Below are 23707 nucleotides of genomic sequence, written 5' to 3'. Positions count from 1 at the left end.
ACTCTACAGGTCGCGCGCCTTCAGCCAGCCATCGATCGTGGCCGGCACTTCGCGCTGCGCGCGGCCGGACACGTAGATACCAATATGGCCACCGCGGAAACTGGACTCGGTGTAGTCATCCGTACCCAGGCGCCCGCGCATCGCGCGCGAGGCGTCCGGTGGCACCAGATGGTCCTGCTCGGCGTAGATGTTCAACACCGGCAGCGTCACCTGCGACAGATCCACCGCTTCGTCGCCGATCCGTACCGTGCCCTTCATCAGGCCATTGGCCTGGTAGAACTGCTTGATGAAATCGCGGAACGCCTCGCCCGCCAGGTCCGGCGAATCGAAGATCCACTTTTCCATGCGCAGGAAGTCCTCCAGCGCCGCCTTGTCATCGAGGATGTCGAGCAGGCCCACGTACTTCTGCACGTTCAGGCGGAATGGCTTGAGCATCAGGTAGCTGGCATTCATCAGGTCGGCCGGGATGTTGCCCAGCGTGTCGACCAGCAGGTCCACGTCCACCTGCCGCGCCCAGTGCGAGAGCATGTTGTCGGCGGTCTGGAAATCGACCGGGGTGACCATGGTGATCAGCTTGCCCAGCTTCTGCCGGCGCAGCGCCGCGTAGCACAGCGCGAACACGCCACCCTGGCAGATGCCGAGCAGGTCGACCGGGCTACCACTGCGCGCACGCAGCGCATCCACCGCGCCGTCGATGTAGCGCAGCAGGTAGTCCTCCAGGGTCTGGAAGCGCTCCGAGCGATCCGGGTAGCCCCAGTCCAGCACGTAGACGTCCTGACCCAGCGCCAACAGCTTCTGCACCAGGGAGCGGTCGGCCTGCAGGTCGACCATGTACGGCCGGTTGACCAGCGCGTACACGATCAGCAGTGGCGTGCGCCGGGTCGGCGCCTGTTCGCCGACGAAGCGGTACAGCACCACCTTGCCGTCGCGCCAGACTTCCTCGCGCGCGGTCACGCCATAGTCCACGTCTTCCACCTGCGGCAGCAGCTTCAGCCCCTCCATCAGCTTGCGCTGCATGGCCAGGGTCTCCTGCATCAGGTCATCGGCGTTGAAGCCCAACGGTCCCTTCATCGGTCACTCGCCCGTGAGGAGGTGCGAGATTGGGGCTTTTTCGCAGCCGCCTTTTTTGCAGGCGCCTTCGTTGCCGGTGCGGTCTTCTTCGCGGCCTTGCGCGCGGCAGGCTTCACTTTTGCCGGCGCCGGCTGCGCAACCGGATCGACCGCAGCGGTTCCGGCCTGCACTGCCACCTGCGCCTGCAGGCGGCGCAGGCTGCGCTCCAGCTCGGCGATGCGGCGGTGTGCGGCATCCATCTCGCTGCGGGTCGGCAGGCCGATACGTTCACTCATCTGTTCCACCTCGCGCTGCAGGCCGGCACGCAGACGCATCTGCGCGTTGCCCAGCGAGGCGTACACCTGCTGGAACGGTTCGGACATGGCGACCTTGGCGTAGGCCTCCTCGGCCACTTCGATCCACAGGTCGAACATCGCGCGGGCGCTGGTCAGCTGGCTGCCCGGCTGTTCGTGCTCGGCCAGGCGCTGCTCGAACAACGCAAAGGCCTCGTCCAGTGCCCGCTTGATCAGGTCGACATAGGCGCGCGAATGCTGCTGGTATTCTTCCTGCGCACGCAGCAGGGCCTGCCAGCGCGCCTGGTGCTCGCGGCCGGGGCCGAATGCCGGGCTCTGCAGCCATGGGCCCGCCTGCAGCTGGAACTGCTGCAGCCATGCGGCGAATTCGGGCACGGCGGCGCCGGCGTGGGTGCTGCCACGGGCCCCTTGCAGCATCCATTGCAGCATGCCATCGCCCTGCCCCTGCACCGCCTCACGCCAGGCCTGGGCCACATCGGCACTGCTGGCGTCGCGGCCGGCAAACCGAGCGGCGACCTCTTGCATGGTGCCGTACCAGCTCCCGGCCTGTTCGCGGAACCGGCGCACGGCATCTTCCGGCGCGCCTGGGCCCTGTTCCGGCAACAGCTGGCCCCACCAGTCGAACAGGCGCTGCCAGCTGCCCGGGTCGTCGCCCGCCGGTGCGCCGGGCGTGCCCGCGTGGCGCAGGGCATCGCCCCAGGCGCCGAAGTACTGCCGGGCCAGGGTCTCGAAATCACTGCTGCCGGCGTCGTGGGCCGAGCTGGTCATCGCAGGCCTCCGCAGGGCTGGCTCATGGCTTGGGAATGCGCAGGGTCTTGCTGATCATCAGCGACCCGGACAGGGCGAACAGCAGCGCCATCGGGTGCAGCTGCCACGGACCGATCTGCCACTGGCCGAACCAGATGTTCTGGCCGATGGCATCGGTACCGGCGGCGATCGCCAGCACGATCACCAGCACCAGGCTGGTCGGGATAGGGGTGCCTTCAAAATGCGTGACCTTGCCCTCGTCGCCGGTCATTGCCTCGGCGGTGACGTTGTAGCGCGCCAGGCGGCTGACGCCACAGCAGACGAAATAGCTCAGCACCAGCCAGTCCCAGCCGCCCTGCATGCCACATGCATAGGCCAGCGCCGCCGGCGCGACGCCGAACGAGATCACGTCGGACAGCGAATCCAGCTCGCGCCCCAGAGTGGAGCTGGACTTGCGCCAGCGCGCGATGCGGCCGTCGAGGGCGTCGAAGATGAAGGCCAGCGGTATCAGCGCCATGCCGAACAGCAGGTAGCCGCGCTCGCCGTCCTGCAGGAAGCGCATTGCGGCAAACACCGCACCGGTGCCGCAGAAAGCATTGGCCAAGGTGAACCAGTCGGCCAGCTGGAATTCGCGCAGCATCGAGAAGTGACGTTTCATGGGGTCTCACGGAGCATCGAGGCCCACAGGTTACCGCGAGCGCCGCTGCCGGCGACAGCGCCGGCAGGCCGCGGCCTTCACCGTTCCCTCACGCGCCCTCACCGGCGGTGAATTTTTCGCCACCCATCTTGACAGCCTAGGGGGGTGGCGCCTGTCGCGGTTTATCCACAAAGTTGCCCACGCGTAATCCACACCCCCTGTGGACAACCAGATCTCACCGACTGCGACGCTGGACATTTCCTCATCACCCTGCAGCGGGGTTTCCCTACTTCCCAAGCCGCAAGGTCAGCGCTATGGTCATCGGCGGACCCGCCGCCGCCACGTCCGAATCTCTTCGATGGACGACGACGATGCTGGATGCTTCCACCCTGGCCGCGCAGCTGCGGCAGCCCCATGGCGACGCCGCACTGGCGGTGGCCGACTCGATGAACCGCAGCAACAGCGCCCTGAACCTGGCCGCGATCGGGCTGCTGGCGGTGGCGGCCGGCGAACGCATCCTGGAGATCGGCCCCGGCAATGCGGCCTTCGCGCCCCAGCTGTTGCAAGCGCCGGGCAGCCAGTACCTGGGCGTTGAACTGTCCGCCGCCATGGTCGAGGCCGGCAACCGGCGGCTGGCCAGTGCCGGCCTGGGCGACCGGGCCGCGATGCGGCTTGGCGATGCCCATGCGCTGCCGGTGGACGAGGCATCCGTGGATGCCGCACTGGCGGTCAACACCCTGTACTTCTGGCCCAACCTGGCCCCGGTGCTGGACGAGCTTGCGCGCGTACTGCGCCGGGGAGGGCGGCTGTGCCTGGCGTTCGGCGATGCGGCCTTCATGCGCAGCCTGCCGTTTGCCGCCGATTTCCAGCTGCACGAACTGGACGCAGTTGAGCTGGCGATGCGCGTGTCGGGATTCAACATCTCGGCCTGGCGCAGCCATCGCGAAACTGCTGCCGGCAATGACGGGCAGACGCGGGAGAAGCATTTCCACCTGCTGCTGGCGCATCGGCGCTGATTGCCGCCGGGCATGGCCCGGCGCTACCCGACCCGCATCGGCGTGGATTTTCGCCGGATGCGATCCGACCGAGCGGTGGAGCCGGCCGCTGGCCGGCTGCCCCGGCAATGGCGCTGCGGTCAGGCCGCCGCCGGCAACCGGCTGCGCCACCTCGCGAAACACATCATCTGCAACACCAGCATCGCCACCAGTCCCAGCGGCCACGCCCACCACAGGCCGGTCAGCCCGTGCCGCGCCTGCAGCCACATCGCCAGTGGCAGCTCCAGCAGCAACACCGCTGTCATGCCCAGCAACGCCGGCAGCAGCACAGTCCCGCTGCCGCGCATCACGCCGACCAGCACCGTGGTGCCGCCCATCGCCAGCACGCCCCACACCACCGTGCGCAGCTGAAGTGCGGCCAGTTCGCGCACCTCCGGCGCCGTCAGGATCAGGCCGGTCAGCCACGGCGCCAGCGCCATCACCAGCAGCACCACGACCGTCAGCATCGCCAGGCCCAGCAGCACCCCGGTGCGGGCAATGGCGGGCAATCGTGCCGCACGTCCTGCCCCCATCGCATGCGCGGCGAGGATGGTGGCGGTGATGCCCAGCGACATGGTCGGCAGCTGCACCCAGCTCATCAACTGGTTGACCGCACCGTAGGCCGCCGTGGCGGTGTAGCCATAGCGGTTGATCCAGCCGAGCAACACGATCTCGGCAATGGCCAGGCTGAGCATCTGCAGCGAGGACGGCACGCCGATGCGCAGCATCGAACGAATGATCGCGCCATCGAAACGGATGGCCCGCAGCAGCTCATGGCCGGGTGCCAGCGGATGCCCCAGGCGATGCCAGCTCCACAGCAACCAGACCAACGCCAGCAGCGAGGCAAATGCTGCCGACACCGCGGCACTGGCCGCGCCCAGCTGCGGCAGGCCGCCCCAGCCGAGGATCAGCAGTGGCGTGCACAGCAGGCCGAGCACGGTCGCCAGCAGCAGCGCGTGCAGCGGCGTCTTTGCATCACCCACCGCGCGGCTCACGGCCGTCGCCAGCCACAGCAGGAAGAACACCGGCGCACTCAGCAGCAGCACCCGCGCATAGACGATGGACTCACCGAGGATCGGTGCCGGTGTACCCAGTGACATCAGAAGCTGTGGTGCGAAACCGCTCCCCAGGGGCATCACCAGCACCGACAGCACAAGGATCAGCGCCACCGCACTGCCAGCCACCGCGCGCACCTGCTGCGGCCGACCCGCGCCCCAGGCGTGCCCGATCAGCACCATCGCGCCGGTCGCCAGGCCCATCACCAGGGCCAGCAGCAGGAAGAAGACCGGGAAGAACGCAGCGGCCACGGCCACCGCCTGGGTACCGAGCAGATGGCCGAGGTAGATGTTGTCCAGCGTGCCTGCGGCCAGCTGCAGCGCATTGGTCAGCAGCATCGGCAGCAGCAGGGCGAGGTAGGTGCGCCACAGAGGCGGCGCGACCAGGGGCGTGGGATGTACAGGGGAGTTCATGGGGTTCTCTGGGCAAGGCACTGCCCTGCCCGGCGTTTCCACCAGCAAAGCAAGCACAAGGGACCGGGCCGTGGCCCGCGATCAGGTGGCGCCGCCGCTCAACGACGGCGCGATGGATCAGCCGTCAGCGCTGTCGAACGCCAGACGCAGGGCGTGGTCGCGCACATCCCTGGGCCAGGAATGCAGCACCGCTTCCAGGCCCGCACGGTCGTGCGCGAACAGCACGCGGATGGCCTCCTCGAAGCCCGGCAGGTCGCCGGCGATGGTCTGCAGGAAGTGATAGGCGCGTTCGGCATCGCGACGCCGGCGGTCCTTGTCCGCACCGGCGCGGCTGGCCGTCTCCACCAGTTTTCGCAATGCCACCGAGGCGCCGCCCGGCTGCTCGGCCAGCCAGGCCCAATGGCGCGGCAGCAAGGTCACTTCACGGGCGACGACGCCCAGCTTGGGGCGGCCACGGCCACGCGGGGTCGCAGCGTCTTCGGCAGTGATTTCGGCATCCGCCTCGTCAGAGGGGGGAAACGCTTCGGTTACCCGCGCCAGCAGTTCCTCGTCACTGCCGCGCGTATCGAAATCGCGGGCGCGACCGGTGGCGTTGTCGAACACCAGCAATGGTCCGGCAGCGTTGTCGGCGCGCAGCCGCTTGAGCGCCAGTGCCGCCACTTCCGGGCTGCCGCAGGCAACAAGGCGATGGCCGTCGAAACAACTGAAAGGAGGGAGTCGGGACGCAGGCATGGCAATGGCATCAGAGGTGATGCGCGAATATTGCCCGGGTAATTTATGACTGTCAATATTGCCCGGGTATTAATCGACCAAAAGAGCGTGCCAACCCAGATTGGCACTCCCCGGAATGGTTGGCACCTCCCCGATTCACCGGGTCACAGCCGGCTGTAGGACCAACTGACCATGCGCCCGTCCTTGTATGGCATCACCCCGTGGAACGGGCGCGGGTCGGCGTCGAACACCAGCGGCAGGAAGTTGCGGTCGCCTTCCCACATCGGCAGCGTGTCCAGCTTGTCCAGATCTACCCACTCCAGCGTACCTTCGTGGTTGCCGCCGTGCGGGGTACCTTCGAAGCTGTCGATGACGAACACGAAGCCCAGCCAGTCTTCGCCGTGCTTGCCGAAACCGGGCCAGCTGAGAGTGCCGCGCAGGCGCATGCCGGTGCAGTCGATGCCGGCTTCCTCGGCAATCTCGCGGCGCATGCCTGCCGCGACGTCTTCAGTCGGTTCGATCTTGCCACCCAGCCCGTTGTACTTGCCCAGATGATGGTCACCGGGACGGGTATTGCGATGGATCATCAGCACCTGGCGACGATCGGGCGACAGCACGTAGCCCAGGGTGGCGACGATCGGGGTGTACGGCATGGGCAGCATCCAGCGGCAGGTGAGCCGTGGATTATGGCCGATCAGCGCACCAGCGACAGGCGGCGTTCGGCGGGCGCCGCGACGCCATCGGCATCGCGGCGCAGCGTGGCCACGCCGTGGCCGCGCTCGGCCAGGTACTCCAGCCACTTGCCGAGGAAGGTGTTCATCCGCATGCGGTGGCTGATCAGCTCCGCCGGCGGCGGGTACAGCCCCATGGTGTCCTGCCAGCGGCGGCCGACGTAGCAGTGGGTGGTCTCGGCCTGGCGCGCGTCACGGTACAGGCGAACATAGGCCGAGGGATCAGGCTCGCCAGTGACCGGGTCGGCCAGATCGTAGGTCAGCCGCAGTTCCACCGTGTAGCGGTGGCACTCGATCACGTCCAGGCGAACGTCCAGGCCATCGCCGACCGAGGAGACGTAGCTGCCCGTCATCAGTCCAGCCGGTTCGAACAGGCGCACCAGATGGCGGTAGTTCTCCGCGTACAGGCCCATGAGCCAGCTCAGCCGGCTCAGGCGGGGAATGCGTTCGGTACGGGGCAAGGCTCGGGCCATGGGTCGATCCTACACGTTGGTGCTTCAACGTGGGGGCGGGATCACCCCGACCAAAGGGGCTCGGTATCGACCAACGGTCGATACCCACCGTGCAGGAGGGTCGATGCCCCAGCGCAGGAGGGTCATCACCCCGGAGGTAGGCCACGACCGTTGGTCGTGGCGCACGGATCAATACAGCTCGCGCTGCAGCCCCAATGTGGCCAGCACCTTGCTGGAAATCTCCTCGATCGAGGTATGCGTGGTGCTCAGGGTCGGAATCCGCTCCATGCGGAACATGGTCTCGGCCGCGGCCACCTCGCGCTTGCAGGTGTCCAGGTTGGCGTAGCGCGAGTTCGGGCGGCGCTCCTGGCGGATCTGCTGCAGGCGGTCCGGGTCGATGGTCAACCCGAACAGCTTGCGTCGGTAGTTGCGCAGGCGCGGCGGCAGGCGGTCGCTTTCCAGGTCCTCGTCGGTCAACGGGTAGTTGGCCGCGCGCACCCCGTAATGCAGGGCCAGGTAGATGCAGGTGGGCGTCTTGCCGGCGCGCGACACCGCCACCAGGATCACGTCGGCATCGTCGTAGTTCACCGCAATGCCATCGTCATGGGTCAGGGCGAAGTTCATCGCGTTGATGCGGCGGTGGTAGGTATCGAAATCGACCATGCCGTGGGCCTGGCCGACCCGGGCCAGGCGCGGGCTGGCCAGTTCACGCTCCAGGGGCTCGATGAACGGCGCGAACACATCCAGCATCAGCGCCCCGCTGTCGGCCAGGATCAGGCTCAGGCTCTGGTCCACGCAGGAGTTCACCACGATCGGCCGGACCTGGTACCGCTCCCCCGCCGCCTGGATCCGGGCGCAGGCTTCACGCGCTTTTTCAGGGTCGTCGACAAACGACATCCGATCGGTAATGAAGCTGAACCCGGAGAACTGGGTCAGCAGGCTATGCCCAATGGTTTCAGCGGTGATACCGGTCCCATCGGAAACGTAGAACACCGGACGGATGGTCGACATGCGCGCTTTTACCCCCTACGAAGCTTAAAAAGGCCGCCAGCACAAGCTTGTGCCGACGGTGCTCTGCCCGGCATCATATCGGCTTCTTCCTACGGACGCGGCCACTCAGCCCGCCTCGGGCGATGGCCAAACGGAGCATCGCGCTTGAACGAGAACATCCTGTGGTTGCACGAACTGCGTCTGGCCGATCTGGCCCGCGTAGGCGGCAAGAATTCGTCCCTGGGCGAGATGATCGGCAACCTGGCCGGTCTGGGCGTTTCGGTGCCGGGCGGTTATGCCACCACCGCTGAAGCCTTCAAGGACTTCATCGCGCACAACGACCTGTCCAAGCGCATCTTCGACAGGCTGGCCACGCTGGACGTCGAGGACGTCAACGCGCTGACCGCCGCCGGCAAGGAAATCCGCGGCTGGGTAATCGACGCCCCGCTGCAGCCGCAGCTGGACCAGGACATCCGCACCGCCTACGCCAAGCTGAGCGCCGAGAATGGCGGCGGCGACGTGGCCGTGGCCGTGCGTTCGTCTGCCACTGCCGAGGATCTGCCGGATGCGTCCTTCGCCGGACAGCAGGAAACCTTCCTCAACGTGACCGGTGCCGACGACGTCGTGCACAAGGTCAAGGAAGTGTTCGCCTCGCTGTACAACGACCGCGCCATCGCCTACCGCGTGCACCACGGCTTCAAGCATGAGGACGTGTTCCTGTCCGCCGGCGTGCAGCTGATGGTGCGTTCGGGCGTCGGCTCCTCCGGCGTGCTGTTCACCCTGGACACCGAGTCCGGCTTCCGCGACGTGGTGTTCGTCACCTCCTCGTTCGGCCTGGGCGAGATGGTCGTGCAGGGCGCGGTCAATCCGGACGAATACTACGTCTACAAGCCCACCCTGCAGGCCGGCAAGCCGGCGATCCTGCGCCGCTCGCTCGGCAGCAAGGCGATCCGCATGGTGTATTCGGATGTCCCCGGTGAGCGCGTCCGTATTGAAGACACCCCGGCCGAACTGCGCACCACCTTCTCGATCAGCGACGAGGACGTGCAGGAACTGGCCAAGCAGGCGCTGGTCATCGAAAAGCACTACGGCCGCCCGATGGACATCGAGTGGGCCAAGGACGGTGTCAGCGGCAAGCTGTTCATCGTGCAGGCGCGCCCGGAAACGGTGAAGTCGCGCAGCCACGCCACCCAGATCGAGCGCTTCGCGCTGACCGAGAAGGGCGGCAAGGTGCTGGCCGAGGGCCGTGCCGTCGGCGCCAAGATCGGTTCGGGCGTGGCCCGCGTGGTGAAGACGCTGGACGACATGAACCGCGTGCAGCCGGGCGACGTGCTGATCGCCGACATGACCGATCCCGATTGGGAACCGGTGATGAAGCGCGCCTCGGCCATCGTCACCAACCGCGGTGGCCGCACCTGCCACGCCGCGATCATCGCGCGCGAGCTGGGCGTGCCAGCCGTGGTCGGTTCGGGCAACGCCACCCAGGTCATCGAGGATGGCCAGCTGGTCACCGTCAGCTGCGCTGAAGGCGATACCGGCTTCATCTACGAAGGCAAGCTCGGCTTCGAACGCACCACGACCGATCTGGGCAACATGCCGCCGGCCCCGCTGAAGATCATGATGAACGTGGCCAACCCGGAACGTGCCTTCGACTTCGGCCAGCTGCCGAACGCCGGCATCGGCCTGGCCCGCCTGGAAATGATCATCGCCAGCCACATCGGCATCCATCCGAATGCGCTGCTGGAATACGACCGCCAGGACGCCGCGACCAAGAAGAAGATCGACGAGAAGATCGCCGGCTACGGTGATCCGGTCAGCTTCTACGTGGACCGCCTGGCCGAAGGCATCGCCACCCTCACCGCCTCGGTTGCACCGAACCCGGTGATCGTGCGCCTGTCGGACTTCAAGTCCAACGAGTACGCCAACCTGATCGGCGGCAGCAACTACGAGCCGCACGAAGAGAACCCGATGATCGGCTTCCGCGGCGCCAGCCGTTACGTCGACCCGAGCTTCTCGGCCGCCTTCGCGCTGGAGTGCAGGGCCGTGCTGCGCGTGCGCAACGAAATGGGCCTGGACAACCTGTGGGTCATGATTCCGTTCGTGCGCACCCTGGAAGAAGGCCGCAAGGTCGTCGAGGTGCTGGAACAGAACGGCCTGAAGCAGGGCGAGAACGGCCTGAAGATCATCATGATGTGCGAAGTGCCGTCCAACGCACTGCTCGCCGATGAGTTCCTGGAGATCTTCGACGGCTTCTCGATCGGCTCCAACGACCTGACCCAGCTGAGCCTGGGCCTGGACCGCGACTCGTCGATCGTCGCGCACCTGTTCGACGAACGGAACCCGGCAGTGAAGAAGCTGCTGTCGATGGCGATCAAGGCAGCACGTGCCAAGGGCAAGTACGTTGGCATCTGCGGCCAGGGCCCGTCCGATCACCCGGATCTGGCCGAATGGCTGATGCAGGAAGGCATCGAGTCGGTGTCGCTGAACCCGGACACCGTGGTTGATACCTGGCTGCGCCTGGCCAAGCTGAAGGCCAACGGCTGATGCCGTGATGGGCTGACGTCGCTTTCATCGGCGTCCGCGCATACTGCTGCTGCACGCAAGCCCCGCCTTTGCGGGGCTTGCTGTTTCTGGCGTCCACGCACGCCCTGCCCCACGCAGACATCGCTACGCAGCAAAGGACTTCCGCATGATCGCCGCCGCACCTCCCGCCCCCGCCGCAACGCCCTGGTTCCACTCGCTCGACTGGGAGCGCCTGCTGGAAACCTACGGTGTGCCGTTGCTGGCCGCCATCGTAGTGCTGCTGGTGGGCCTGTGGGTGGCACGTCGCCTGTCCAATGCCATGCCGCGCGCCACCGCGCGCATGGGCGTGGACCCGATGCTGGGCAGCTTCCTGCGCAATGTGGTCTACGCAGCGTCGCTGGTGATCGTGGTGGTGCTCGCCATCGGCACGCTGGGCGTGCAGATCACTCCGCTGCTCGCCGTGCTCGGCACCGCTGGCCTGGCGGTCGGTCTTGCATTGAAGGATTCGCTGTCCAACATCGCCTCGGGCGTGATGCTGGTGACGCTGCGACCGTTCCGCGTGGGCGATGTGGTGACCGTGGCCGGGCAGACCGGCACGGTGCGCGAAGTGCGCATCTTCCAGACCGTCATCACCGGTGCCGACAACCAGCACACCACCATTCCGAACACGCTGATCACCGCCGCACCGATCATCAACCTCACCGCCGAACCGACCCGCCGCGTCGAACTGGTGATCGGCATCGGCTACGAGGACAACATCCAGCTGGCACGCGACACCGCGCTGGCGCTGATGAAGGCCGACCCGCGCGTGCTGCAGACGCCGGCCCCGGACGTGGTGGTGTACGAGCTGGGGGCGCATGCGATCAACCTCGGCATCCGCTGCTACGTGAAGTCGGCCGACTGGTTCGGCACCAAGGTCACGCTGCTGGAGCAGCTGAAGCTGGGCTATGACAAGGCCGGCATCAACATTCCGTATCCGCAGCAGGACATGCACCTGTACCTGCATGGAAAGGATGGCAGCGTGGTGGAGGCCGACGCGCTGGTGCGCGACAAGCCCTGATCCATCCCCGGGCTGCCGGCCAGCGGCCGGCACTACCCGCCGCCTGACTGAAATGCCGGCCAGCGGCCGGCACTACCCCCGCCGCCTGACTGAAATGCCGGCCAGCGGCCGGCACTACCCCCTCGCCGCCTGACTGGAATGCCGGCCAGCGGCCGGCACTATCCCTCGCCTCCCGGTAGTGCCGGCCGCTGGCCGGGCAGCCTTCAGGATCAGGCCGCGACGCTCTCTTCCAGCGTCGGGTAATCGGTGAAGCCGACCGCTCCACCACCGAAGAACGTCGCACGATCCGGCGGATTCAGTTCCGCCCCCAGTCGCAGGCGCTCAGGCAGATCCGGGTTGGCGATGAACGGCCGGCCGAAGCCAATCAGGTCAGCCCAGCCTTCGGCCAGTGCCTGCTCGGCACGCTCGGCGGTGTACTTGCCGGCGTAGATCAGCGTACCCGGGTAGACCATGCGCAGCGCCTGCTTGAACGCCGCCGGCATCAACGGTGCATCCTCCCAATCCGCTTCGGCAATGTGAAGGTAACCCACGCCCAGTTCACCCAGCAGATGCGCGGCCGCCAGATAGGTCGCCTGCGGCGTATCGTCCACCGCACCCTGCAACGTGGTCAGCGGCGCCAGGCGCACGCCGATGCGATCACCACCGACCACCGCAACCACCGCCTGCACGACCTCGCGCAGGAAGCGCAGCCGGTTCTGCAGCGAACCGCCATAGCCATCGGTGCGCTGGTTGGCCTGCGAGTCGATGAACTGGTTGATCAGGTAGCCATTGGCACCGTGCAACTCCACGCCATCGAAACCTGCATCCAGCGCGTTGCGCGCGGCCTGGGCGTAGTCGGCGACGATGCCCGGAATCTCGTCTTCGCGCAGCGCGCGCGGCATCGAATGCTGGATCATTTCGCCCACCCCGGCTTCGGGACCTGCCCCGCTCGGGTCGACGAACACCTTCACGCCTTCCGCCAACAACGCCGACGACGACACCGGGGCGGCGCCGCCCGGCTGCAGCGCCACGTGCGAGACCCGGCCGACATGCCACAGCTGGGCGTAGATGCGACCGCCGGCAGCGTGCACGGCATCGGTCACCCGGCGCCAGCCCTTCACCTGATCCGGGCTATGGATGCCCGGGGTCCAGGCATAGCCCTGGCCTTGAGGGCTGATCTGGGTGCCTTCGCTGACGATCAGGCCGGCGCTGGCGCGCTGCGCGTAATACGTGGCCATTTCGGCAGTGGGCACGTTGCCGGCCGACGAGCGAGAGCGGGTCATCGGCGGCATCACGATGCGGTTGGGCAGCGTCAGTGCGCCCAGATGATGAGGAGTGAACAACATGGCGGCGATCTCTTGCGGGAGGAGTGCCACCAAGAATGGGGATGGCCCCCGCCAGGCAACAGGCACGCACTGGCAAAACAGTTGTTCCCCCACGGCAAGGATCACCCGGTACGAGGGCTCATCCACGCATGGCGTGGATCTACTCCACCCTTGGCTCGATCTTTACCGCACCGTGTGCCACGCGGTCATAGCAGGTGCGCACCACATCTTCCCCGTACTTCAACTCCAGCCGGCGCACGATGAAGTGACCACGCGCCATGTCCTGGTAGTAGTCGGTGAACATGGTATTCAGCGTTGCACCGGCGGCAGCACCGACGATCGGCACCGCCTGTGCGGCGAACTTCTCGGTGACCACCACGCCGAAGCGCGCCGCCACCTTCTCCACCAGCTTCGCCAGCAGCTTGCCGGCTTCCTTCGGCGCCACGCCCAGGGTCAGGTCGCGGCCGGTCACCACCCGCCCGGCCAGCTCGGCCGACAGGTGGCGCATCACATCCGTGGTGAAGCCGCGGGCCAGGTAGTAGCCGGTCTCGCTGGCATCGTCGCGCGGCGAGTTGCCACCGAGCGCGAACACCTCCAGGCACGCCTGGCGGGTGCTGAAGTCGGACAGGTCAAACCCCTCGCTGCGGGCGACGTCGGCCACCGCACGCATCATGATCGTGGTCGACACCGGCAACTCGATGAGCAAGGCGGCAAAGCCGAAGGCGCCGCCGACCGCACCGGAGGTGGCTGCCGCCAGTTTGTGCCAGCGGGTCGACGCTCCCTTGCCGGGCGAGTTGTCCATGCTCCACAGGGCTGCCTGCGCCGACTTGGACAGCGCCGCCTGCACCGCACCGTGGATGCGGTTGGAGACCGAGCTGGGCAGCGCCTTCACCGCGAACTCCAGCGGCGTACCGACCAGGTTGGCCATGCGCGCGGTCAGGGTCGGCGCTTCCAGCAGGGCCACCGCGCGCTGCAGGTCGGACCAGTCGCGGGCGTCATGGGCGATGTCGCGGGGGAGCAGGATCGGCTCGTTCATGGCGCCGATCTTAGCGCCAGGGAGTTGAACGGAGGGTGGTAGCACCCTCGCCACCGGTCTATGATCCCGCCAGCAGCCCCGCTTTCATGGGGCCATGGAACAACCCAGGCAAGGACGCCCCATGCTCGCCCGACTACTGCTGCTCTGCACCCTTTCCCTCGCTGCTCTCGGCCTGCCTCACATCGTCAAGGCCGAAGGTCGATGCCCACCGGGTTCCTACCCTATTGGCGGGCAAGGCGTGTTGGGTTGTGCGCCGATTCCCGGAGGCGGTGGTGGCGATGCCGGACTTGCTCCGTCCATCCCAACCACCCGAGTAAAGATGGGCTCCGAATGGGTTGCATTTGCCCGCTCGCCGAACGGCACACTCCTCGCATGGAGCGTTCGCCAACACAAACAGAAGGCTGCCGAGAAAGAGGCATTGAAGACCTGTAACAAGCGCAGCGGAACACAGTGCGAGATCATTGCCTCGTTCACTGAAAGATGTGCCTACGCATTGCAGCACTACGACACTGGCCAGTTTGAAGTGGTCTTCCGCAGCGACAACGAATTGGCACTCGGCACCGAGGTCGCACGCCAGGCCTGCCCCAACGGCTGCCGACCGGTTCATTTCACTTGCGGCCGGCCAGTCAACCTGTATGGCCGTGGTCCCGACCCCGGACCCAACTGGTCTCCTTGACGGTGGAAACAGGGGGAGCGGTTCTGTCCCCCGTTTCTGAATTGCCGGCCAGCGGCCGGCACTACCAGTTCGCGTGTCATCCGGTAGCGCCGGGCCATGCCCGGCGTTGTTGTTCAGGCCGTGGGCAAGCCCGACAGCGCGCCCATGAACTGGCGGTAATGGCGCAGCTCGGCGATCGAGTCGTGCACGTCGCTCAGCGCGGTGTGGTTGCTGTTCTTGCCCACGCCGGCGGCCACGGTCGGCGCCCAGCGCTTGGCCAGTTCCTTCACCGTGGACACGTCCAGGTTGCGGTAGTGGAAGTACTTCTCCAGGCGCGGCATCTGGCGGTGCAGGAAGCGACGGTCCTGGCAGATCGAGTTCCCGCACATCGGCGACAGGCCAGCCGGGATCCACTGCGCCAGGAAGTTCACGGTCTGCGCCTCGGCCTGGCCCAGCGTGGTGGTGCTGTCCAGCACGCGCTGCCACAGGCCGGAACGACGGTGCTGGTTGCGGTTCCACTCATCCATCGCTTCCAGCGTTTCCAGCGGGTGGTGGATGGCGAATTCCGGACCCTCGGCCAGCACGTTCAGCTGGGCATCGGTGACCACGGTGGCGATCTCGATGATCGAATCGTTGTCGGTATCCAACCCGGTCATTTCCAGGTCGATCCAGATCAGTCGCTCGTTGGCCGCGCCGTTGTCCGCCATGTGTCGCCTCGTTGCTGGGCAGGCGCGCGGCCTACCGGTGAAGGAAAGAGGCGCCCATCATACCCGTTCGCCCCTCAGCCCTCGCCGGCGTGGTCTTCCAGCAGCAACGGCGGCTTGCCACGTTTGGCGCGGAAATAATTGGTCAGGCGCATGCTGGCCTCCTTGGCCAGCACCCCACCATGGATCTCCACCCGGTGGTTGTGGCGGGCATCGCCGAGCAGGTCGAACACGCTGCCGCAGGCGCCGGTCTTGGGGTCGCTGGCGCCGTAGACCAGGCGGGCGACGCGTGCATGCACGATGGCCATCGCGCACATCGCGCACGGTTCCAGGGTCACGTACAGGGTGCTGCCGAGCAGCCGATGATTGGCCAGCCGCGTGCCACCGGCCCGCATGGCCACGATCTCGGCATGCGCACTGGGATCGTGCGAGGCGATGTTGAGGTTCCAGCCCTCGCCCAGCAGCTGGCCATCGGCGCCCACCAGTACCGCACCAACGGGGATCTCGTCGTACTCGCGCTGCGCACGCTCGGCCAGCGCCAGCGCATGGCGCATCCAGTGTTCATCGGCGTCGTGCACCGGTACACCCAGGGGGTCGGTCATGGCGGTTCTCGCGTGTCAGCAGGGCCAGGATGGCCGCCGGGGCCGCATTGTACGCGCGCGGTCGTGCAGGCGGCGCTAACGCGCGTCGAAGCGCTCGCGGGCAGCGTCCAGCGCCGGGAAATTGTGCTCGGCCCAACGGTCCAACGCGGTCAAGGTGTCTACCAGGCTGCGTGCAACCTCGGTCAACCGGTACTCGACATGCAGCGGCTTGCTCCCCAGATCACACCTCTCGACCAGGCCATTGCGCTCCAGCTGCCGCAGGGTCTGGGTCAACACCTTCTGCGAGATGCCTTCGATCTTCCGCAGCAGTGCACCGTTGCGTTGCGGGCCATGCGCCAACGCCGGCAACAGCAGCATCACCCACTTGCCCGAGATCAGCGCCAGCGCATCGCGCGCCGAGCAGTCGGCGGCATAGACATCTCCGGGAAAGGCCATGGTTACCTCAAGGTGCGTAATTGCCGGGGCATACCGGCGCCGCGAGGATGGTCGCACACTCCTCGAACACCTCGCCCCATGCGCGCCCTGATCCTGCTTGCCCATCCCGAACCCCGCTCCTTCAACGCCCACCTGGCCGCGCAGGCCGCGGAGCAGCTGCGCCATGACGCGCTGCAGGTGGACGTGGTCGACCTGTATGCAGAGGGCTTCGATCCGCTCGAAGCGGCCCACCATCATTCAAGTCGCCTGCAGCCCGGCCGCTTCGATGCCCAGCGCGAACAGCGCTACGGCGCCGAACAGGGCCGACTACCCGCCGATGTGCAGCGCCATCTGCAGCTGCTGCAGGCCGCGGATCGGGTCATCCTCCAGTTTCCGCTGTGGTGGTTCGCGGCACCGGCGATCCTCAAGGGCTGGCTGGACCGCGTGCTGGTCTACGGGCCGATGTACAACAGTCGCCTGCGCCACGAACACGGCGCGATGCGCGGCAAGCGTGCCCTGCTCAGCGTCACCACCGGCTCTTCGGCACGGGCCTGCGCGGTGGATGGCCGCGAGGGTGATACCCGTCTGTTGCTGTGGCAGTTGATGTACTGCCTACGCTACGTCGGCTTCGACGTACTGGAACCGCATGTGGTGCACGGTGTGCGTTCCGGGCTGGCACCGGAGCGCGTGCAGGCACACGACGAGGCATTGGCTGCAGCAACCTATTACTACCGCGAACGCCTGGCGCACTGGACGCAGTGGCCCACCGTGCCCTTCAACGACAGCGACGATTTCGAGGATGGCGTGGTGCTGCGCGCGGAGGCCACTGCCTACAGCCCCTTCATCCGCCATCGCACCACCGGATGAATCCACGCCTGCGCGCTGGATCGGGACGCGCGATACTACGTGCTCATTGAAAGCACCTTGGTGAACCCATGACCACCCTGCGCCCCTCGCGTGCCGACGACGGCGTCGCCCTCATCGATGTCTGGCGCCGCGCCGTCGACGCCACCCATGACTTTCTCAGCGCCGAAGACCACCAGGCCATCGATGCCGAAGTCGCCAGCTTCCTGCCGCAGGCGCCGATGACCGTTGCGGTCGATGCACAGGATCGGCCACTGGGCTTCATGCTGATCGACGGCACGCACATGGAAGCGCTGTTCATCGATCCGGACGTGCGCGGCACTGGTATCGGCCGGCAACTGCTGCAGCACGCGCTGGCCCGGCATCCGCAGCTGACTACCGACGTCAATGAGCAGAACGCACAGGCCGTTGGCTTCTACCTGCGCATGGGCTTCGTCGAAACCGGCCGCTCACCGCTCGATTCGCAGGGCCGTCCGTATCCCCTGATCCATCTCCGGCACAACGGCTGACGGATGTTCGAGGCCCGCCCCCGATCATCAGGCCGTGGCTTCGAATGCCGGTGAGTACTGCACCTCTCCCTGCGCCATCGGTGGCCGCAGGCATAGTGCCTGGAAGTACTCTGGCGGCACACCCGGCAGCACCAGGCCCGGCTCGGCGCGGAATCCGAATCGACCGTAATACGCGGGTTCTCCCAGCAATACGCAGCCCTGCGCCCCCTGCTCACGCAATGCACCAAGCGCCGCGTGCATCAGCGCCGCGCCGACACCCTGCCCCTGCCATCCGGGCAGCACCGAGATTGGTCCCAGGCCAAACCAGCCCGTACTGCCATCGCTGATCGTCACCGGCGACAAGGCAACATGCCCGACGACCTGCCCGTCCTTCTCGGCGACCAGCGACAGACTCAGCTCTCCACGCGAACGCAGTGCATCCACAATGAACTGCTCGGTGTGGCTGCTGTGCGGGGCTTCGCGGAAGGCTGCCTCGGTGAGTGCGTGGATGACAGCGCGGTCTTCGCGGATTTCAGGGCGGATCTTGCAGTTCAAGGAGGGCGCCTTCAATGAAGTGATGGACATGTGAATGATTGATTTCAGTCACGGATTCAGCAGCAGACCTGCCTCCGGCAGCAATGCCAACGTGACGATCGCGAGCCTTGTGCGGCAAGCAATCCGCCCGGGCGATGCTTCCCCGGGCGTCAAAAATCCGTCTCCGAGGGTGGCACAGCGCTCCCGGCACGTTCCATAATCGAGAAACCTGCCACCCAGGAAGGATAGATGGACATGGACGCACGATGCAGGATCGCGCCATGGGTGTAGCTCGCCCCGAACCCAGGGGACGGCCGCTGCTGGCATTTCTCGCCCTCGTCCCGCTGGCGGCATGTTCGCCCTATGCCGATGCCGAGCGTGACGTCGCCGCGGGTGGACGCGGCTTGGCCAAGCTCAACCCGGCGCCGAAGCAGGCCTACGAACTGGTGCTGACACTGAAGGACGCGCCGGGCCCGTTCGCGATCGTGGAGGGCGTGGCCCAGTACGACGTCAGCAACTACGAAGACTGCGGGCGGATACTGCCTGCCACAGGCACTGCGAGCCGCATGACCAGCCAAGAGCCCGTCACCCTGCACAAGGCCAGCGAGAACGAGTACCGCGGTACGTTCTACCTGGACCGCATGCTGGATGAGGACTACTACGGGCGCGGTGCCTGCCATTGGTTGCTGAAGGGCGTCGGTGCGATGTTGCGCGCTACGAACGGCGAGGCGGATACGCGATTCCTGACGTTCATCGACAGGAAACGCATGGAGAGGGATTCACCTCTGACGCTCTATTACCCGACACTCATCTATCCGCGCGCCACCACCGTCGCCAACTTCGGCGCCAGTGGCGAGGAAGATCCGTCGGGGTATAGCGAAGATCTGCGCGACGCGCTGTTCTCGACCACAACCGCTGTGCGGACACTCGCGCCATGAGCTGCCAGTGCCACATTTCCCCCTACACACCAGGAGGCCGACATTGCGCCACAAGATGATTCCGTGCCTTGCTCTGCTTCTGTTGACCGCCTGCCATCCGGAGACCGCCATGAACCAGGAACGTGCCGCTGCTGAAGCCGATGTCGCCCAGGGTGGGCGCGGCCTCGCCAAGCTCAACCCCAGCCCGCGCAAGGCCTATGAACTGGTGCTGCGACTGAAGGACGCCCCCGGCGATTTCGCGGTGGTCGAAGCCGTCGCGCAGTACGACGTCACCAACGAAGACCAGTGCGGCTATATCGAGCCGGCCACCGGCACAGCTGCACGCATCACCAGCCAGGAACCGGTGGAACTGCGCAAGGTCGGCGATGGTGAGTACCGGGGCACGCTGTATGTGGACCGCATGCTGGATGAAGACTACTACGGCCGCGGCGTGTGCCACTGGGAGTTCACTGGTGCTGGGGCGATGTTGAAGGCAACGGGCGCTGAAGAAGAGACCCGCTTCCTGACCTTCGTCAAGGCCGATCCACTGACCGACGGTAAGACCCACACGCTTTACTATCCGGACGCGGCCTATCCGCGCGCACCGCTTGCTGCCAACTACCCAGCCACCGGCAAGGCGGATCCGGCTGACTACGTTGCTGAACTTCAGGGCAAGTTGTTCACGATGAGTCTCAGCGCCAGCGAGGTCACCCAATGACCATCAGCACGCAGGATTATGCGGCGCTTTCCGACGATGCCTACAAGGATCGCGCTGTCGGTCGGAGGCGTCCGGGGGAAGAAGAGCTCGTCACGATCAATGGGCATGAATACAAGATTCTCGATCACGTCAATAATCGGCTCAATGGTTACCAAGGCACGGTTTATCAGCGAGCCGACACCAATGAGATCGTGGTCGCTCATCGCGGGACCGAGCAGATAGCTCGTGATGCCATCCTGACCGACGGCGGCATGGTCGTCGCCCGCACCAATGTGCAGGCCCCCGATGCCATCGCTTTGACCAAGAGCGCGCTGGACTACGCAAAGCAGGAAGCTGCATTTGGAGGCCGTGCACCTGAAGTCACCGTCACCGGCCACTCTCTCGGTGGCGCGCTGGCCCAGATCACCTCGCACCATTTCAACGTCAAGGGCGAGACCTTCAACGCCTATGGCGCGGTCAGCCTCAGCTACCGCATCCCGGAAGGCGGCAACACCATGATCAACCATGTCATGGCCTCCGATCCGGTCAGCTCTGCCTCGCCGCACTTCGGCCAAGTGCGCATCTACGCCAAGCCGGATGAGATCAAGACACTCGCCGCAAACGGCTTCAGCAATCACTCGTTGCGCGCCCTTATCCCGGACAGCCCGCTCGTCGCAGCAGGCAGCTCGTTCGGCGCGCACAAGCTGGGCAACTTCCTCGGCGACGGCTCGGTGCTGAAACACCCGGAAACGCAGAAGCTGGCAAAAGACAACGCCAGGATGATCGAGGAGTACCGCGACGACGTTGAATCACTGCGCCGTGGTGTCACCCGCGCGGCGCGGGGCATTCCAGGCGGCGCCGTCGATCTGTACGACCACATCCGCGGCCCGCTGCAGCCCGGTGAGCCGGCACGCCGCGAAGCGGAGAAGAACGGCCATCACACCAGCATGTTGCGCATGGACGATGCCAACCACGTGGGCAACCCACTGTTCAACGACGCGATCCGTGGCGTGCACGCGCAGGACGTCCGCGTCGGCCGCGTACCAGACGTAATGAGCACGCAACTGGCCGGCAGCCTGGCCGCCGAAATGCACGCGGCGGGCGGCAAGCGCATCGACGAAGTGGTCATGAATGCCGATGCCTCGCGCAGCTTCGCCGTGCAGGGCCAGGGCGGCGATCCCGCCCACCTTCGCGTGTCGGTGGATACGGCAGTGGCGATGAACACCCCACTGGAACAGAGCAGCCAGCGCATCGACCAGCAGGCCGCAGGCCAGCGGCTTGCGCTGGAGCGCGACCAACAGCTGGAACAGCAGCAGCATCAGACCCGCAGCATGCAGGCCTGATGGCGGCGCGGGAGCCACTCACCCCGGCTCCCGCACCCTTCGGCACTCCGGCTCAGGGACTGGAGGCCGCCATTGGCACGGCTCCTCCGGCAGTCACGAACGGATCCGGGCCGGAATCCGGGAATGCACCGCAGGCACGATCGCCGGGTGCCACCGGATCACAGGGCCACTGCGCGCGTGCGACCTTCTCGCGCAGCTCGAAGCGATCGCCGGTCCAGACCACGAACGCGATGTGCTCGCGGTTCCAGTCGCTGTAGGCGCGCGGACCGCCCTTCTGCGCCGTTTCCGGGTATTGCACGAACCAGCGCATCGCCGGGCCGTACTGCAACTTGCTGTGGTCCAGATTGAGCCGGCCCTCACGCGACAGCTGTCGCGCACGGTCGGCGTCCGTCACCGGCGGCGTGGCCGGCAACGCATCGGCGGTCACATCCCTCGGCGCCGCGTCCCCGCGGACTTGGTACACACGCTGGGCCACATGAGCCTCGCGGCATTCACCCGCTGGCACGCGGACCGGCTCCGCGCCGTACTCATCGCGGTTGGCGACCTGGTCGCTGCAGGTGAACGGTGCTGACACCAGATAGAACGTGCTGTCGGCGTCGCGCCCTTCCAGCGAACGCACCCAGATGTCGCCCATCCGAACGATGAAGTCCGGGCGTTGGCCATAGCCCGGCACAGCCTTGAACCAGGCCTTCTGCCGCACCTCGCGCTCGCGCCAGCTGCGCGGCAGGTGGATGTCCTGCACGGGCAGCGCGACCAGCAACGCGGCCAGATGCGCCGGCATGGTGCCCTGGCAGGCGCCAATCAGCAGGTCGCCCTGGGTCGCCAGCCGCCCGGCCAGATCCACCGGGCAGCGGGCACCGAGCGCCCGCTCGGTCGCCTGCTCTGGCGGCAACGGCACGATGGCCAATGCGGGCGGAGCGGGGGCTACCGCGGGAACGGTTGGCTCGACGGAGGCGGGCGGTGCAGCCACAGGTGCCGCCGCTGCGGGCGCAACGGGCGCAGGCGCCGGGTCCGCAGCCGGCGCCGGCTGCGTGTCCACCACGGGTGTCGCAGGGGATATCACGGCAGCCGGTACTTCGGGAGCCGGCGCCACGACAACGGCGTCGGCCGCCGCGGGCGCTGTAACGGGCGCCGCCCCTGCAGGCGCGTCAACAGTTGCCTCTGCAGCGGGGTGCGTCTCCACGACGGGCGCCGCTGCCTCCTGAGCCTGTGCCGACGCTGCGGCGAGTCCAAGTGACAGCAGCCAGAGTGGCGGCAGGCGGCGCGCGGATGCATTGCAGCGGGCAGCAGCGTACCGGGCATTCGAGGTAACGATTCGCATGTGGTGTCCTTACGAGGGGTTTCCATGTCGGCGCCACAGGGCGCCACGCGTCGTACGTAAAGCGCCTGCAGGCACCCTGCCCGCCGGCATCAAGTGCTACAGGGATCGAGAACGCTGCTCCTGCTCGCGGGCGAGCGCGGCCGCCGGGTCCTGCTGGGCGACATTGGCAGCCAACTCTTGGCTGCTCTGCGCCAGCGGCTGCTGCGCCGCTTGTTCGCGATCAACCGATGCGCGCAGCATGGCCGGGTCACCCAGCGCGCCCTGCACGGCAAACAACGTGCGGCCGTCGTTGCCAGCCAGTAGATGATCGATACGCGACATCCCCGCCTTCTGCGCGCTCAGCGCCAGTGCGCCGGCAGCATTGTCCAGTTCCTGCACGCTGCGCAGACCGCTTTGCGGCCCCATCTGCTGCAGGTGCTGGCGCGCTCCCGAGAACAGCGTGTATCCCGGCTCGCCCGGTTGCGACATGTCGCGTCCCGTTGCCTGGTGGGCAGGCGCCCCCACTTCGCCGCGCTCCAGGCGCGCCATCACATCGGGGGTCAGCTTCTGCTGCCACACGTCAAAACGCTGCTGGCGGGCTTCGATGCCGTTGAGCGCACCATTCAGGGCACGCGTGGCTTCGCGCACATCCTCGCGCGCCGCCTCCGGCACCCGCGTCTGCCACTGCCACACGGCAATGCGACCTGCGTGCTCGGGCTGCGCGGCCAGTTCCGGGTGATTCACCAGGTCCAGTTCCAGCGCCTTGCCGGCACGCTCATAGTTCTCCTTGCCGACCAGCGGCAGATAGCCGCGGCCGTGATACTTCAGCGCGTCGCCAGGCGCGTCGTTGCCCATGCGCCCGCCGTACATCAGCTCAGCCAGGTTTTCCGGGCGGCCACGCAGCGCTTCCTGGCGGGCGCTCTCCAGCGCAGCGTTGCCATTGCGCCACGCCGCTTCCACCGGGATCTGCGAGATGCCCCGGGTGAAGTTGAAACTCTCGTTGAGACGGCTCAAGCCCCGGGATTCATGCCCGGCCTGCGCCATGAAGTTGGCCAGTTCCCGGGACGAAGTCATGCCGGCCTCCGTGGCCTGCCGCAACAGCAACGACTCCCTATCCTGCGACACGGTGAA

General features: G+C 66.7%; 25 protein-coding genes. 9 read left to right on the top strand and 16 right to left on the bottom strand.

Annotated elements, in window-relative coordinates:
• Positions 1 to 3 precede the first annotated feature (3 nt).
• The 3 genes from phaC to ROV95_RS11615 are packed head-to-tail and all read right to left on the bottom strand — an operon-like array spanning position 4 to position 2769.
• Entirely contained in the window at positions 4 to 1071 is a 1068-nt protein-coding gene (phaC, locus tag ROV95_RS11625; RefSeq protein ID WP_111104125.1) for a class III poly(R)-hydroxyalkanoic acid synthase subunit PhaC, read from the bottom strand.
• The gene (gene phaE, locus ROV95_RS11620) at positions 1068 to 2132 is read right to left on the bottom strand and encodes a class III poly(R)-hydroxyalkanoic acid synthase subunit PhaE (protein WP_312544483.1); all 1065 of its coding nucleotides are present in this window, start codon (positions 2130 to 2132) and stop codon (positions 1068 to 1070) included. Before phaE ends, phaC begins: the two co-directional genes overlap by 4 nt.
• A 22-nt stretch (positions 2133 to 2154) precedes the next feature.
• On the bottom strand, positions 2155 to 2769 hold the full coding sequence (locus tag ROV95_RS11615; protein ID WP_312544481.1) for a CDP-alcohol phosphatidyltransferase family protein: 615 nt from the start codon (positions 2767 to 2769) through the stop codon (positions 2155 to 2157).
• Positions 2770 to 3119: 350 nt separating this feature from the next.
• Between ROV95_RS11615 and ROV95_RS11610 the strand changes: the two genes are divergently transcribed.
• Positions 3120 to 3764, top strand: coding sequence for a class I SAM-dependent methyltransferase (locus tag ROV95_RS11610; RefSeq protein WP_227844450.1), 645 nt, complete (start codon positions 3120 to 3122; stop codon positions 3762 to 3764).
• Between the two features lie 119 nt (positions 3765 to 3883).
• Here ROV95_RS11610 and ROV95_RS11605 read toward each other — a convergent pair whose 3' ends face one another.
• The 5 genes from ROV95_RS11605 to ROV95_RS11585 all read right to left on the bottom strand — a co-directional run bounded on the left by ROV95_RS11605 (position 3884) and on the right by ROV95_RS11585 (position 8156).
• On the bottom strand, positions 3884 to 5251 hold the full coding sequence (locus ROV95_RS11605) for an MATE family efflux transporter (protein WP_312544479.1): 1368 nt from the start codon (positions 5249 to 5251) through the stop codon (positions 3884 to 3886).
• Between the two features lie 117 nt (positions 5252 to 5368).
• Positions 5369 to 5983 carry a DUF2239 family protein gene (locus ROV95_RS11600; RefSeq protein ID WP_312544478.1) on the bottom strand — a complete coding sequence of 205 codons (615 nt, stop codon included), beginning with the start codon at positions 5981 to 5983 and terminating at the stop codon, positions 5369 to 5371.
• A 143-nt stretch (positions 5984 to 6126) separates the two neighbouring features.
• Entirely contained in the window at positions 6127 to 6615 is a 489-nt protein-coding gene (locus tag ROV95_RS11595; protein ID WP_312544476.1) for an 8-oxo-dGTP diphosphatase, read from the bottom strand.
• 41 nt (positions 6616 to 6656) lie between these two features.
• Complete coding sequence (locus ROV95_RS11590; RefSeq protein WP_134730765.1) at positions 6657 to 7166, bottom strand: DUF1249 domain-containing protein; 510 nt, start codon at positions 7164 to 7166, stop codon at positions 6657 to 6659.
• Between the two features lie 168 nt (positions 7167 to 7334).
• The gene (locus ROV95_RS11585; protein ID WP_005417170.1) at positions 7335 to 8156 is read right to left on the bottom strand and encodes a pyruvate, water dikinase regulatory protein; all 822 of its coding nucleotides are present in this window, start codon (positions 8154 to 8156) and stop codon (positions 7335 to 7337) included.
• A gap of 144 nt (positions 8157 to 8300) precedes the next feature.
• Between ROV95_RS11585 and ppsA the strand changes: the two genes are divergently transcribed.
• Positions 8301 to 10679, top strand: coding sequence for a phosphoenolpyruvate synthase (gene ppsA, locus ROV95_RS11580; protein WP_111099058.1), 2379 nt, complete (start codon positions 8301 to 8303; stop codon positions 10677 to 10679).
• A gap of 145 nt (positions 10680 to 10824) precedes the next feature.
• Entirely contained in the window at positions 10825 to 11718 is an 894-nt protein-coding gene (locus tag ROV95_RS11575; protein WP_312544473.1) for a mechanosensitive ion channel domain-containing protein, read from the top strand.
• Positions 11719 to 11927: 209 nt separating this feature from the next.
• Here the strand turns inward: ROV95_RS11575 and ROV95_RS11570 are convergent, their stop codons facing one another.
• Both ROV95_RS11570 and ROV95_RS11565 read right to left on the bottom strand, forming a co-directional pair.
• Complete coding sequence (locus tag ROV95_RS11570) at positions 11928 to 13043, bottom strand: alkene reductase (RefSeq protein WP_312544471.1); 1116 nt, start codon at positions 13041 to 13043, stop codon at positions 11928 to 11930.
• Positions 13044 to 13182: 139 nt separating this feature from the next.
• The gene (locus tag ROV95_RS11565; protein WP_312544470.1) at positions 13183 to 14058 is read right to left on the bottom strand and encodes an EcsC family protein; all 876 of its coding nucleotides are present in this window, start codon (positions 14056 to 14058) and stop codon (positions 13183 to 13185) included.
• 121 nt (positions 14059 to 14179) lie between these two features.
• On the opposite strand from ROV95_RS11565, the gene ROV95_RS11560 reads away from it, so the two are divergent.
• On the top strand, positions 14180 to 14734 hold the full coding sequence (locus tag ROV95_RS11560; RefSeq protein ID WP_152525789.1) for a DUF4189 domain-containing protein: 555 nt from the start codon (positions 14180 to 14182) through the stop codon (positions 14732 to 14734).
• A gap of 113 nt (positions 14735 to 14847) precedes the next feature.
• On the opposite strand, the gene orn is transcribed toward ROV95_RS11560, so the two are convergent.
• From orn to ROV95_RS11545, 3 genes are all read right to left on the bottom strand, one after another.
• Positions 14848 to 15420: an oligoribonuclease gene (gene orn / locus ROV95_RS11555; RefSeq protein WP_233654040.1), complete on the bottom strand. Its 573-nt coding sequence runs from the start codon at positions 15418 to 15420 to the stop codon at positions 14848 to 14850.
• A 74-nt stretch (positions 15421 to 15494) separates the two neighbouring features.
• A complete protein-coding gene (gene tadA, locus ROV95_RS11550; protein ID WP_312544466.1) occupies positions 15495 to 16019 on the bottom strand; it encodes a tRNA adenosine(34) deaminase TadA in 525 nt (174 codons plus the stop codon).
• Positions 16020 to 16094: 75 nt separating this feature from the next.
• Entirely contained in the window at positions 16095 to 16454 is a 360-nt protein-coding gene (locus ROV95_RS11545) for a helix-turn-helix domain-containing protein (RefSeq protein WP_111103887.1), read from the bottom strand.
• A 78-nt stretch (positions 16455 to 16532) separates the two neighbouring features.
• Between ROV95_RS11545 and ROV95_RS11540 the strand changes: the two genes are divergently transcribed.
• Entirely contained in the window at positions 16533 to 17300 is a 768-nt protein-coding gene (locus ROV95_RS11540; protein ID WP_312544463.1) for an NAD(P)H-dependent oxidoreductase, read from the top strand.
• 68 nt (positions 17301 to 17368) lie between these two features.
• Complete coding sequence (locus ROV95_RS11535; protein ID WP_312544461.1) at positions 17369 to 17806, top strand: acetyltransferase; 438 nt, start codon at positions 17369 to 17371, stop codon at positions 17804 to 17806.
• 27 nt (positions 17807 to 17833) lie between these two features.
• Here the strand turns inward: ROV95_RS11535 and ROV95_RS11530 are convergent, their stop codons facing one another.
• Positions 17834 to 18340, bottom strand: a complete 507-nt coding sequence (locus ROV95_RS11530) for an N-acetyltransferase (protein ID WP_312545125.1) — start codon at positions 18338 to 18340, stop codon at positions 17834 to 17836.
• 245 nt (positions 18341 to 18585) lie between these two features.
• On the opposite strand from ROV95_RS11530, the gene ROV95_RS11525 reads away from it, so the two are divergent.
• Genes ROV95_RS11525 through ROV95_RS11515 form a run of 3 tightly spaced genes read left to right on the top strand, consistent with a single transcriptional unit; the run spans position 18586 to position 21276 of the window.
• Positions 18586 to 19257 carry a hypothetical protein gene (locus tag ROV95_RS11525; RefSeq protein WP_312544460.1) on the top strand — a complete coding sequence of 224 codons (672 nt, stop codon included), beginning with the start codon at positions 18586 to 18588 and terminating at the stop codon, positions 19255 to 19257.
• Between the two features lie 43 nt (positions 19258 to 19300).
• On the top strand, positions 19301 to 19954 hold the full coding sequence (locus ROV95_RS11520) for a hypothetical protein (protein WP_312544459.1): 654 nt from the start codon (positions 19301 to 19303) through the stop codon (positions 19952 to 19954).
• Positions 19951 to 21276, top strand: coding sequence for an XVIPCD domain-containing protein (locus ROV95_RS11515; protein ID WP_312544458.1), 1326 nt, complete (start codon positions 19951 to 19953; stop codon positions 21274 to 21276). The genes ROV95_RS11520 and ROV95_RS11515 overlap by 4 nt, the downstream gene beginning before the upstream one ends.
• Before the next feature lie 52 nt (positions 21277 to 21328).
• Here the strand turns inward: ROV95_RS11515 and ROV95_RS11510 are convergent, their stop codons facing one another.
• The gene (locus ROV95_RS11510) at positions 21329 to 22174 is read right to left on the bottom strand and encodes a hypothetical protein (protein WP_312544457.1); all 846 of its coding nucleotides are present in this window, start codon (positions 22172 to 22174) and stop codon (positions 21329 to 21331) included.
• Between the two features lie 519 nt (positions 22175 to 22693).
• Positions 22694 to 23701 (bottom strand): XVIPCD domain-containing protein, encoded by a 1008-nt coding sequence (locus tag ROV95_RS11505; RefSeq protein WP_312544456.1) that lies wholly within the window; start codon positions 23699 to 23701, stop codon positions 22694 to 22696.
• Positions 23702 to 23707: the final 6 nt, after the last annotated feature.

Source organism: Stenotrophomonas maltophilia group sp. msm1, from assembly GCF_032025805.1.
GTDB classification, from domain to species: Bacteria; Pseudomonadota; Gammaproteobacteria; order Xanthomonadales; family Xanthomonadaceae; genus Stenotrophomonas; species Stenotrophomonas hibiscicola.
This window is presented reverse-complemented; position numbering and strand designations above follow the sequence as displayed.

What these genes read in the sequence shown, in the direction of transcription:
- ROV95_RS11605 (WP_312544479.1), bottom strand. Translation starts at nt 5,251, where the DNA reads ATGAACTCCCCTGTACATCCCACGCCCCTGGTCGCGCCGCCTCTGTGG.
- ROV95_RS11590 (WP_134730765.1), bottom strand. Translation starts at nt 7,166, where the DNA reads ATGGCCCGAGCCTTGCCCCGTACCGAACGCATTCCCCGCCTGAGCCGG.
- ROV95_RS11615 (WP_312544481.1), bottom strand. Translation starts at nt 2,769, where the DNA reads ATGAAACGTCACTTCTCGATGCTGCGCGAATTCCAGCTGGCCGACTGG.
- orn (WP_233654040.1), bottom strand. Translation starts at nt 15,420, where the DNA reads ATGGCGGACAACGGCGCGGCCAACGAGCGACTGATCTGGATCGACCTG.
- ROV95_RS11525 (WP_312544460.1), top strand. Translation starts at nt 18,586, where the DNA reads ATGCAGGATCGCGCCATGGGTGTAGCTCGCCCCGAACCCAGGGGACGG.
- ROV95_RS11600 (WP_312544478.1), bottom strand. Translation starts at nt 5,983, where the DNA reads ATGCCTGCGTCCCGACTCCCTCCTTTCAGTTGTTTCGACGGCCATCGC.
- ROV95_RS11515 (WP_312544458.1), top strand. Translation starts at nt 19,951, where the DNA reads ATGACCATCAGCACGCAGGATTATGCGGCGCTTTCCGACGATGCCTAC.
- ROV95_RS11575 (WP_312544473.1), top strand. Translation starts at nt 10,825, where the DNA reads ATGATCGCCGCCGCACCTCCCGCCCCCGCCGCAACGCCCTGGTTCCAC.
- tadA (WP_312544466.1), bottom strand. Translation starts at nt 16,019, where the DNA reads ATGACCGACCCCCTGGGTGTACCGGTGCACGACGCCGATGAACACTGG.
- ROV95_RS11570 (WP_312544471.1), bottom strand. Translation starts at nt 13,043, where the DNA reads ATGTTGTTCACTCCTCATCATCTGGGCGCACTGACGCTGCCCAACCGC.
- ROV95_RS11595 (WP_312544476.1), bottom strand. Translation starts at nt 6,615, where the DNA reads ATGCCGTACACCCCGATCGTCGCCACCCTGGGCTACGTGCTGTCGCCC.
- ROV95_RS11585 (WP_005417170.1), bottom strand. Translation starts at nt 8,156, where the DNA reads ATGTCGACCATCCGTCCGGTGTTCTACGTTTCCGATGGGACCGGTATC.
- ROV95_RS11535 (WP_312544461.1), top strand. Translation starts at nt 17,369, where the DNA reads ATGACCACCCTGCGCCCCTCGCGTGCCGACGACGGCGTCGCCCTCATC.
- ROV95_RS11565 (WP_312544470.1), bottom strand. Translation starts at nt 14,058, where the DNA reads ATGAACGAGCCGATCCTGCTCCCCCGCGACATCGCCCATGACGCCCGC.
- ROV95_RS11540 (WP_312544463.1), top strand. Translation starts at nt 16,533, where the DNA reads ATGCGCGCCCTGATCCTGCTTGCCCATCCCGAACCCCGCTCCTTCAAC.
- ROV95_RS11560 (WP_152525789.1), top strand. Translation starts at nt 14,180, where the DNA reads ATGCTCGCCCGACTACTGCTGCTCTGCACCCTTTCCCTCGCTGCTCTC.
- phaE (WP_312544483.1), bottom strand. Translation starts at nt 2,132, where the DNA reads ATGACCAGCTCGGCCCACGACGCCGGCAGCAGTGATTTCGAGACCCTG.
- ROV95_RS11545 (WP_111103887.1), bottom strand. Translation starts at nt 16,454, where the DNA reads ATGGCCTTTCCCGGAGATGTCTATGCCGCCGACTGCTCGGCGCGCGAT.
- ROV95_RS11610 (WP_227844450.1), top strand. Translation starts at nt 3,120, where the DNA reads ATGCTGGATGCTTCCACCCTGGCCGCGCAGCTGCGGCAGCCCCATGGC.
- phaC (WP_111104125.1), bottom strand. Translation starts at nt 1,071, where the DNA reads ATGAAGGGACCGTTGGGCTTCAACGCCGATGACCTGATGCAGGAGACC.